General features: G+C 48.1%; 9 protein-coding genes and 1 pseudogene. 7 read left to right on the top strand and 3 right to left on the bottom strand.

What is annotated here, in order from left to right:
- From BZG79_RS06915 to BZG79_RS06885, 7 genes are all read left to right on the top strand, one after another.
- Nucleotides 1–553 (top strand): thermostable hemolysin (locus tag BZG79_RS06915; RefSeq protein ID WP_077774038.1); only part of this gene is annotated, 553 nt, incomplete at its 5' end.
- Nucleotides 537–2,042 carry an AMP-binding protein gene (locus BZG79_RS06910; protein WP_077774037.1) on the top strand — a complete coding sequence of 502 codons (1,506 nt, stop codon included), beginning with the start codon at nt 537–539 and terminating at the stop codon, nt 2,040–2,042. The genes BZG79_RS06915 and BZG79_RS06910, both read left to right, overlap by 17 nt.
- An 8-nt stretch (nt 2,043–2,050) precedes the next feature.
- Complete coding sequence (locus tag BZG79_RS06905; RefSeq protein WP_077677708.1) at nt 2,051–2,743, top strand: iron-containing redox enzyme family protein; 693 nt, start codon at nt 2,051–2,053, stop codon at nt 2,741–2,743.
- Between the two features lie 9 nt (nt 2,744–2,752).
- On the top strand, nt 2,753–3,589 hold the full coding sequence (locus BZG79_RS06900; protein ID WP_077774036.1) for an SDR family oxidoreductase: 837 nt from the start codon (nt 2,753–2,755) through the stop codon (nt 3,587–3,589).
- Complete coding sequence (locus BZG79_RS06895; RefSeq protein ID WP_077677706.1) at nt 3,576–4,220, top strand: hypothetical protein; 645 nt, start codon at nt 3,576–3,578, stop codon at nt 4,218–4,220. The genes BZG79_RS06900 and BZG79_RS06895 overlap by 14 nt, the downstream gene beginning before the upstream one ends.
- A complete protein-coding gene (locus BZG79_RS06890; protein WP_077677705.1) occupies nt 4,217–4,873 on the top strand; it encodes a response regulator in 657 nt (218 codons plus the stop codon). The genes BZG79_RS06895 and BZG79_RS06890 overlap by 4 nt, the downstream gene beginning before the upstream one ends.
- Before the next feature lie 64 nt (nt 4,874–4,937).
- A complete protein-coding gene (locus BZG79_RS06885; RefSeq protein ID WP_242414136.1) occupies nt 4,938–6,302 on the top strand; it encodes an ATP-binding protein in 1,365 nt (454 codons plus the stop codon).
- A gap of 266 nt (nt 6,303–6,568) precedes the next feature.
- Here the strand turns inward: BZG79_RS06885 and BZG79_RS06880 are convergent, their stop codons facing one another.
- The 3 genes and pseudogenes from BZG79_RS06880 to BZG79_RS06870 all read right to left on the bottom strand — a co-directional run bounded on the left by BZG79_RS06880 (nt 6,569) and on the right by BZG79_RS06870 (nt 10,142).
- Nucleotides 6,569–7,099, bottom strand: a complete 531-nt coding sequence (locus BZG79_RS06880) for an MltR family transcriptional regulator (protein WP_077577309.1) — start codon at nt 7,097–7,099, stop codon at nt 6,569–6,571.
- Nucleotides 7,100–7,160: 61 nt separating this feature from the next.
- On the bottom strand, nt 7,161–8,309 hold the full coding sequence (locus BZG79_RS06875) for a mannitol-1-phosphate 5-dehydrogenase (protein WP_077774034.1): 1,149 nt from the start codon (nt 8,307–8,309) through the stop codon (nt 7,161–7,163).
- A 67-nt stretch (nt 8,310–8,376) separates the two neighbouring features.
- Nucleotides 8,377–10,142: pseudogene (locus tag BZG79_RS06870) on the bottom strand (PTS mannitol transporter subunit IICBA).
- Nucleotides 10,143–10,395: the final 253 nt, after the last annotated feature.

Here is a 10,395-nt window from a genome sequence, read left to right as displayed (position 1 = left end):
GGCGTATATTGCTGAACGCTATCAACAAGCCTTCGACGCGACAATTACCGCTTTTATGCCTTATTTGTCCTGCCTGAGAGGGAAAGACGATCGCTTATTGTCGGTATGCGGTTATCGCCCCGCTGCGTGTCAGCCGCTTTTTCTCGAACAATACCTTGGCGATGATGTTGCTGATGTACTCAGCACTCACTATCAGCAAGTGATCACGCGTACATCAGTGATTGAATTTGGGCAACTGGCCTCGTTCTCTTCGGGGACGTCGCTACCGCATTTCCACGCTTTAGCGAATGTGCTGCTATCCCACGGATACTTGTGGTGTGTGTTTACCGCGACAGGACCGCTATATGCACTCATGCATCGTTTTGGCCTTACTCCCCATTTACTGACCAATGCGGATGCGAGTCGCCTACAGCCCGCCACTGACCAATGGGGCGACTACTACACGCGGATGCCTCGTGTCTGTGCTGGTAACCTTGCTCAAGGTGCTGAACAGTTGGCTCGAATCGCGTCTAAACACCGTCATAAGGAGAATGCACATGCGCGTCTTATTTGAACGTTTGGCTAAATATGCCAGCTCCCAATCTGATCAGGTTGCCATTCAAGGGACAGATGCATCTGGCGACTGCCTGATATTGACTTACGAAGCGCTTTGGGAACGAATCAGGGCTTTGAGTGAAGCCCTATTGGCGCTAGATGCGCACATGATTGGGCTTGCCAGTGACAACAGTGTTAGTTGGGTACTGATCGATCTTGCCGCTGCGTATGCAGGCATTTCAATTGTACCGATCCCGCCATTTTTTACGGCGGATCAACAACTGCATGTCTTGGAGACTGCGAGGGTCGATTGGGTGATTGGYTCGCTACACCCTGATGTCGCATTAAGCCACGAATCTGTGACTACATTGGCGGGATTACCATGCCATGCACGAGATGTAGACGCACTGCCAGCTTTGCCTCCTGCCGTAAAGGTCACGTTTACTTCAGGCTCGACCGGTTCTCCCAAGGGCGTGGTATTGAGCGCAGCCACGCTAGAGAGCGTTAGCGTATCGCTTGCCAATACCGTCTCCACCACTGCGGTGCCCTCCCGTCATTTAGTCGTCCTTCCCCTGTCCACACTACTGGAGAATATTACGGGTGTTTACGTGCCCCTGTTGCTTGGGGTGACGACAGTGATCCCATCCAGCCATGACTTGGGGCTGATCGGCTCAAGCCAGTTAAACCTGAATCAATTGATGAGCGGACTGATTCGTTATCGTCCGCAAAGCTTGGTGCTTACCCCTGCGTTATTGCGAGCCGTAATCCACCTTGGTGAACAGCATCCTGGTGCGGTTGCCGATCTCAAGCACGTTGCTGTCGGAGGCGCAAAGGTGGCACCGGCCTTATTGCGCGCAGCAAGTCGGCTTGGCTTATCGGTTTTTGRGGGTTATGGCTTATCTGAGTGCGGATCAGTGGTGAGCTTGAATACCACCGATCACCATTGTGTTGGCAGTGTGGGTAAACCGTTACCTCACAATCGTGTTTTTCTAGCACCAGATGGTGAAATTATGGTAACAGGCGCGACATTCTCAGGTTATCTGGATCGCGACTTTATCCCTCACCAAGGCGCCGTCGAGACGGGAGATATCGGTGAGTTTGATGATGACGGCTTTTTGTATGTAAAAGGTCGCAAAAAAAATCAACTCATTACGGCTTTTGGCCGCAACATCCATCCAGAATGGATTGAGGCGGAAGCCATGGCCTATTCGGCGCTTAGCAACATGGTGGTATTGGGAGAGGGGAAGGACTACCTGACTGCCATTATTGGTAGCGACTCTCCTGATCAAGCAAAGCAGCAGCTGATCCAGCTTAACCACCAACTGCCCGATTATGCGCAGCTCCGAGCGGTGATATTTACCGCTCCTTTTCATCAGCAACCCCATTTGATGACGGCAAATGGCCGCCCTAAACGCGATGTCTTTTGCCAACAATTTGAGCCGCAACTTAACACGTCGGCCCAATCATTACTGACTGACGAAACCCTGCCACTCACGGCACATTCCTAGGAGGATTTATGGATAATCAAGGTTTTTTCCATGTACTAGAGAAAGAAACCGCTCAGGCGAGAGCCTCAATGCTGAGTGTGCCTGTGATTGAGGCTTGCGACTATAAGGCGATCACGCTGCAAACCTACACGGCCTTTCTTGTTCAGGCTTATCACCATGTGAAGCATACCGTTCCATTACTGATGGCCTGTGGTTCTCGGCTGCCGGAGCACTATGAATGGTTACGCCAAGCGCTCGGCGAATACATTGAGGAAGAGAAAGGTCACCATGAATGGATCTTGGATGACTTGCGCGCATGTGGCTTTGATGCCGAATTAGCGAAGGCTAACTGTGGTGAGGGCCAAGTCGGGTTAGGGATTGAGATGATGGTGGCGTATTTATATCACCAAATTGATCGCAAAAATCCAATGGCTCTATTTGGCATGGTTTGGGTGTTGGAAGGGACGAGTGTCTCAATCGGCGGCTCGATGGCCGCACTGATCCAGCAAACGCTTTCTCTACCCGATACAGCGATGCGGTATTTAACGTCACACAGCACCTTGGACGTAGAGCATATTGGCTATTTTGCCGATTTGATGAACAAGGTAACGGATCCAGCGGACCAACAAGCCATCATTGATAGTGCGAACCGTGTTTATGCGCTGTATGAATCAATGCTGCGAGCGCTTCCCATGACCACAACACAGACGCAAGTGGCATAGGAGGCGGTAATGAAAAACACAATTATATTGCTAACAGGTGCGACAGGAGGCATTGGCCGATCGCTGGCTGATGCACTGGCAAGAAAAGGCGCAATACTTGTGCTCGTCGGCCGCCATTTTACCGCGTTGCATGATCTTAAAAACCAGCTTATGAATAGCGAGCGTCATCAGATCATCGAAGCAGACATTGGTGCAGTAGAAGGAAGAGACAAGGTGAATCAGCATGCACGATGGCTGGGTCAGCAAGGTACGCCAATAGAAATACTGATCAATAATGCAGGGGTAAATAGTTTCAATTACCTATCCATGCGCGCGGATGTCAGTATTGAACATGAGATTGCCATCAACCTAACCGCGCCTATTTTGCTTTGTAAACAGGCACTAACGTGGCTCGCACCGACAGGCCTGATTGTCAATATTGGCTCAACCTTTGCTGGTATCGGTTTCCCCGGGTATGCCAATTACGGTGCGACGAAATCAGGCCTATATCGCTTTACCGAAGCGTTAAATCGGGAGCTACATGGCACTCAGCAGTGTGCCATTTATATCGCGCCTCGAGCCACCAAGACGGCGTTAAATGATGCACGTGCAACGGCGATGAATAAGCAATTACAAAATCATGTGGACTCACCCGAGTGGGTAGCGAATCACATTGTTCGTGCTATCGAAAAGCGTTGCTTTGCGACGTGGCTCGGATGGCCCGAAAAGCTGTTTGTTCGTCTGAATCAACTTTTTCCATCGCTAGTGGGTCATGGGATCGCAAAACAAAAAGATATCATTGATCTTCACGCCATGACGCCGCAAGACTTGCCAGTTACAGAGGAGTCACACCATGACTATACGTAAATCGTTGTATATTACCGTATGGGCACTCAGTTGTTCTTTGATCAGTGCGACAGCGCTGGCCGACCCTATTTTGACTAAGATCCAGACACGCTGGGCACAATGTAACTACACTGTCGAAAGCAGTGACGACAAAGTGGCGTGTTTCGACCGTTTAATCGATGATACGCAAATTGCGCTCCTTGCCCAACCAGCGCGTCATGATCTGAAAATATGGCTTGCTATCAATAAGAGCTCGCTAGCCGGGGTTGACGGTGGCATGGGGGCATTGGCTTTGGTCAAAGATGCAAAAATCCTACTTGAAGATGTGGTAACACAGGCGCCGGAAACGCTGGACGGTTCGGCCCTAACGAGCTTAGCGACTTTGTACCACAAAGTGCCGGGCTGGCCGTTCGCATTTGGGGATGACGATACGGCTGCCGTACTTTTTAAAAAAGCGCTCAAAATTAACCCTAGAGGTATTGATCCCAACTATTTTTATGGTGAATTTTTGGCAGATACCGGAAAAACCAACCTCGCTGTGGCATTCTTAAAGCAAGCACAAAAAGCCCCAGCGCGACCTGAGCGTCGTCTTGCTGATAAAGGTCGGCAACAAGAGATTGCCCAAAAACTGAAGGAGATTAATCAGCAATGAGGCTGTTACTGGTCGAAGACGATTGCATGTTAGGAGAGTCTATGGTGGCTTCGCTGCAGCGTCACGGTTACACCGTTGATTGGCTGCAGCGGGGCGGTGGTGTAGATGCGTTGTTAAATACCGAAAGTTTTACCGCTATCATTCTAGACTTAACCTTGCCAGACACTGATGGGCTTATTGTGTTGCGCAAAATTCGCCGCAAACATAGCGATATCCCTGTGATGATTTTGACCGCACGCGATGACATTGATGACCGTGTGAAAGGGTTAGATGGTGGAGCTGACGACTACATGATCAAACCTTTTGCACTCGAAGAGCTATTGGCGCGTCTGCGCGTCATGATTCGGCGTATTTCCGGTTATGCCGATACCACCATGTCATGCCATGGGGTGACCTTGTCGATGGCGACTGGCGAAGTCGATATGCAAGGCGAGCCAATTCGACTAACGCCTAATGAGTTTAAATTATTATCGACGTTGATGTCACATGCTGGACGCGTGATGAATAAAGATCAGCTTCAGCAAGCCCTTCATGGTATGGATGAGGGCATTAGTCCAAATGCTATTGAAGTGCATATTCATAACCTGCGTAAAAAAACCGGTGGTGCTTTAATTCAGAATATTCGCGGAGTTGGGTATATCATTGAAAAATAAAAGACAACGTCCGCATTCAATAAAACGCCATCTCACTATTACGACTGTATGCACCGTGGGACTAATGATGTTTATCTCATGGTTACTGGTTTACAGCGAAGCCCGCCATGAAATTAATGAAGTTTATGACGCGCGATTGGGTCAATCGGCAAAAACCTTGGCGCTGTCGGTGATGAACTGGGGAGATCAGCCGCCAAATAACTTTACACAAAGTTATACCCATTGGTTAAACGCGATTACTGCCAACGCAAAAGATGACGATACGACCACACCATTTGGTCACCCCTACGAAGATAATTTATTTTTTCAGTACCGTGTTAATGATGCATTAATTGCCAAAAGCCCTAATGCACCGGTGCAATGGATAGGGACATCGGGCAACCCCGGATTCGATGTGGTCACCGCGGCAGGTGAACAATGGCGAACCTTTACATTGGTTTTCGCTCTACCCGATGAACGGCAAGCTAGTTTGCTGGTCGCGGAAAAAGAAGCTATTCGCCAAGAACTGATGACAGAGGTATCACTGACCATTGGTTTACCTCAACTGTTGCTTATACCACTCTTGGCGCTGGTTATGGTCGTTCTAGTAAGTCGCGCGTTTAAACCGTTAGGTGAGCTGAAAGACACTATCGCTGCGCGCAGTATCGATAATCTCGATCATATCCATGTTACACAACCCACCGTTGAACTAACGCCATTGGTTAAACAGCTAAATTATCTATTCTCTCAGCTAAATAATGCGTGGGTGCGTGAAAAGCGCTTGGTTAGTACGGCCGCGCACGAGCTAAAAACTCCCCTCGCGGTACTGCGCCTTAATGCAGAAAATGCTTTGTCTGCCGCCACAAAAGCCGATCGAGATAACGATTTGACCAATATTCTTGCTGGCATCGATCGTACCGATCGTGTGATTCAGCAGTTGCTCATGCTATCGCGGGTGGAGCAGCAAAAAAACACCGACACCACACACATTGATCTTGTGCCATTGTTACGAGAGCAAATTGCAGCACTCGCACCGATGGCATTGACTCAACAACAGTCAATAGAACTTGAAGGACGAGACCCCCTGTGGGTGAAAGGCCATCCCGTTATGTTGTCAGTCTTGTTTACTAATTTGATTGATAATGCAATTCGCTATGCAGGAGAAGGCGCATCTATCAGTGTGGTCACCAGTTGCTCAGCCAATACCGTGGTGGTGGCAGTGATTGATTCTGGCGATGCCATACCGGACGAAATTAAGAGTCGTATTTTTGATAAATTCTTCCGCGGTCATACCGAGAAAGGCGACGGGGCTGGTTTGGGTATGTCGATTGTCAAAGACATTGCTGAGCAGCATCAAGCGAGTATTGCGATTCGAAGCCCATATTTTTCCGACCATGGGAATGGTTTTACGGTCACTTTTCCAATTGCCTCCGTATATGAGAGCAGATAGCTATATGCTTGATTGGTAAAAGGCAGCTAACCTTGCCAACGTCAAGTCTTGTGTGATCTTACACAAGGCTTTTTGTCTATAATGATAGACAGCCTGCTCTCGGTTTTGGTTTAATACCCGAACAATAAAAGGATTGGTTAGGTATGAAATTGTATAACGCGATTAAGGCTTACTTATTTGAAACGTTGGTTTTAGGGGGAGCGCTAGCGCTTGGTATATGGTTAGTGCTGGCCGGGTAGTCAATTAGCCTATACGCCGGTTTAGTACTAGAACGGGCTTTCTTTGCTCAATTCGTTGCAAATCTCGACAATAACAAGAGAAAGCCCCGAGCGGAGGACCTGCTGCTGGCGTTGCAGTTGTAGCTGATAAAACTCAATATCCACATCATCCTCTGGCGCTTCTATATCGCGCTGAATCATACTCATATTGTCGATTTTACGAAGCTTTTTTACCGCATCCAGTACGTTAGGGTCGGTGAAGTGGTAGTCGTCAGCATCATTACTTAGCTGGTTTTTAAGTTTAATGATCTGTTCAATATCGTGATAAGCGTCATCTGATAACACGCCTAGACCAAACAAGAGTTTTAATCGCACTGAAAGATCACCCAGTGGCCCCGTGTCATGCAGCAAAGGCCCCACCACTGATTCTACTGCAAAGTTATCTTTGCGAAAAACCCGCTTGATTAAGCCATCAATAGACGCTTCAAACGTATCGACCGCGGCAACAAAAAAGCCACGCACGGTTGTCGCTTGGTTTAATCGTTCAATGATGTCTGTTTCGTCGAAATTTTCTGCCATAGACTCAATACTGCTTATTGTTATAACGGGGGAGTTAAACTCCCCCTGTGAAGTGCGCGGTTTACAATTGCTGGTACAGGATGTTGATTGCCTCAATTTCAGGGCTTTCTTCTGCCAAGCCGGTGTATATCGCTAGTGTCTTTCTTACGCCTACCTCAGCCAGTGAAGCTTGAAGTTCTTCAGCTTGTGGGTCGGTGTGATTGGTATATTTCAATGCTGCGGCAATACCTTTTAACAACGCTCGGTTATCCGTGCCATATTCTATTGTACCCAGTAATGGCTTGATAAGCCTATCGTTCTGACTTAGCTTTCGAATAGGCTGGCGGCCAACTCGATCGACCTCATCAACCAAGTAGGGGTTTGAGAAACGCCCCAAAATTTTCTCAATGTACGCTTGGTGAGCGGCGCGGTTAAACCCGTAGCGTTGAATAAGCACTTCGCCGCTTTCCTGCATGGCCTGTTTCACCACGGCATGAATCTGTGGATCGGTAATGGCTTCACGAATGGTACGGTGGCCGCTTAAGCACCCCAAATAAGCAGTGATACAGTGACCTGTATTCAAGGTGAAAAGCTTGCGTTCGACAAACGCCATTAAGTTTTGCGTTTTCTCCATACCGGCGATATCAGGGATCTCGCCTTTGAACTGTTGCTCATCAACAATCCATTCGCTGAAGCTTTCTACCGTAACCTCTAAGGGATCATCGTTCGCCGCTTCCGCGGGCGGTACAATACGATCGACCGCTGAATCGACAAAACCAATCAGTGCCTCTGCTTTTTGATGCAACGCGGGGTCAAGGTGCTTATAGACTTCGCCCTTAAGGTGTGATGTGCCACGGATCATGTTTTCACAGGCAATAATGTTCAGCGGCGCCAAATTGCCCGATTCAAAACGCTTTTCAATCCCGGTGGCTATGGTCTTAGCGATAATATCAAGCACATTGGGACCCACTGCCGTGGTCACTAAATCCGTTTTTACGATTTTATCGATCACATCATCACTTGCCGAATTAACCGCCGTGATATGAGAAACCGTGTCGATATGGCAGTCATTGCCGACCACTTTGACGTTGTAGCTTTGTTTGTGACTGAGTTGATCAATGAGGGGCGCATCAACATCTGCAAAGGTGACCTCGACATTGGCATCCGCGAGTAATTTTCCGATAAAGCCGCGGCCAATATTGCCGGCACCAAAATGAACAGCATTTTTCATAATATTTACCTCAAACTAAAAAAGATGGATATAAGGGACCACCTCAGTGGTCTCCTTATCAGACTGATTAATGGGACGACGTCATATGAGTGACGTTTTCATCACTTAATAGATTGAGGATCTCGTCAATACTGTCGGTACTGGTGAGGGTATCTATTGCATCAGGTTCATCTAGCGCATTAGTGATAGCGGTAATAACTTGGATATGCTCATCGTTTTTGGCGGCAATCCCGATCACCAATTTAGCGATATCGTCTTTATCGTCGGTGAACTGCACACCCGTTGGATACTGGCATACCACGATGCCGGTTTTCTTGACTCCATCTTTCGCTTTGACGGTGCCATGAGGGACGGCGATAGATTCACCGAGGTAAGTTGGAGTTAATGCCTCGCGCTCAAACATGGCGTCGACATAGCTAGGTTCAACGTAACCGAGTTTGACAAGTTGATTGCCGGCAAATTGGATCGCCTGTTCTTTGTTTGTTGCCGTTAAGCCAACATGGATATTTTCACGTTGGAGTTGAAAAGTGGGCGCTGGAGTTGGCTCGAAGCTATCGTCATTCGCGGCAGTATCAGGAACCCTAAGCACTTGCGGATCGTTCGCTGCAGGATATTTTGCCGCGAGAATTTGGGTGACCAACTGGCCGTAAACCTCACCATCAAGGAAGTTATTAAGTGAAATATGGTGAGCTGATGGGGCGTCAGTACGTGCGCGCTCGGTTAGGTCTTTGTGCGTGATCACAATCTGCGCATCCTCAGGCAAACTATTAACCGCAATATTCGTGACACCAATATCTAGACCGGCGCTTTGCACTTTTTTGCGCAGCAAGCTGGCACCCATGGCACTGGATCCCATACCCGCATCACACGCAACCAAAATATGCTTAACGGATGCAAAATTAACCGTGCCTTTGGGCGCGGATGAGGGAGTGGAGGTATCTGCTTTCGTGCCTGTCTTCATGTCTTTCATTTTCGCAGTCGCTTCATCGAGTGAAGCTTCGTCACCATCGCCCTCTGTGCTTTTTTGCGTTTTCATCAGCAAAGCGGCAACCACAAATGACACACTGGCAGCGGCAATAATTGACGCTAAGACACCAACAACCGATCCTTTTTGCGTCATTAATAGCACGGCAAAGATAGAGCCAGGAGATGCGGGTGACACAATGCCTGCATCAAACACAGTGAGAACGAATACACCTGTCATACCTCCAGCAATGGCTGCAAGGATAAGACGTGGATTCATTAAAATGTAAGGGAAGTAGATCTCGTGAATACCACCGAAGAAGTGAATAATCGATGCACCCCCTGCGGTTTGACGTGCTGTGCCTTTACCAAACACCATGTACGCTAACCATTGGACAACAGTTTTACGAACGGGCCGATGAGGAAGAAAGCGATAATCGCGCAAAGCATACCGATAATACCGGCAGAGAAGTTATTCACTAACATCTCAAACCCGCTTCTCACTTTGCCATCGATATAAGCATCGAATTTTTTAATGGCCCAGCCGCCGAATGGACCAACTATCATCGCGCCCATAAACATGGGAATGTCAGTCCCGACAATCACCCCCATGGTGGTAATCGCGCCGACAACAGCGCCGCGTTCGCCGCCAACAAGTTTACCGCCGGTGTAGCCGATCAGCAGTGGTAGTAGGTAGGTAATCATGGGGCCGACCATGGCCGCCAATGTCTCATTGGGTACCCAACCGGTCGGAATAAATAGTGCGGTAATAATCCCCCACGCGATGAATGCGCCGATATTGGGCATCACCATATTTGAAAGGAAGCGACCAAAATTCTGTATCTTGATCTTGGTGTCAGATGATATCATAACAATACCCCGTTTGATGTTCTCACTGAACGTGTGTGGTAGAACGGTTCGCCAAAACCGTCTGGCTAGTTAGTACTCAGTCAATTTACCACACATTTTTTCGAGAGAACTGATAACGGGGATTTGTTGACCCACCTCTCACTATTCACGTCGCAACTATATTTTATCCCAACACCTGTCACAAAAATAACATGAAAGTTTAGTACAAAACTAAAAAAGCAACATTGTCAACAAAAATTATAATGATCATTAT

This window comes from Salinivibrio sp. MA427, from assembly GCF_001996115.1.
GTDB classification, from domain to species: domain Bacteria; phylum Pseudomonadota; class Gammaproteobacteria; order Enterobacterales; family Vibrionaceae; genus Salinivibrio; species Salinivibrio costicola.
Note: the sequence above shows the minus strand (reverse complement) of the source record. Positions and strands in the feature narration are given on the sequence as shown.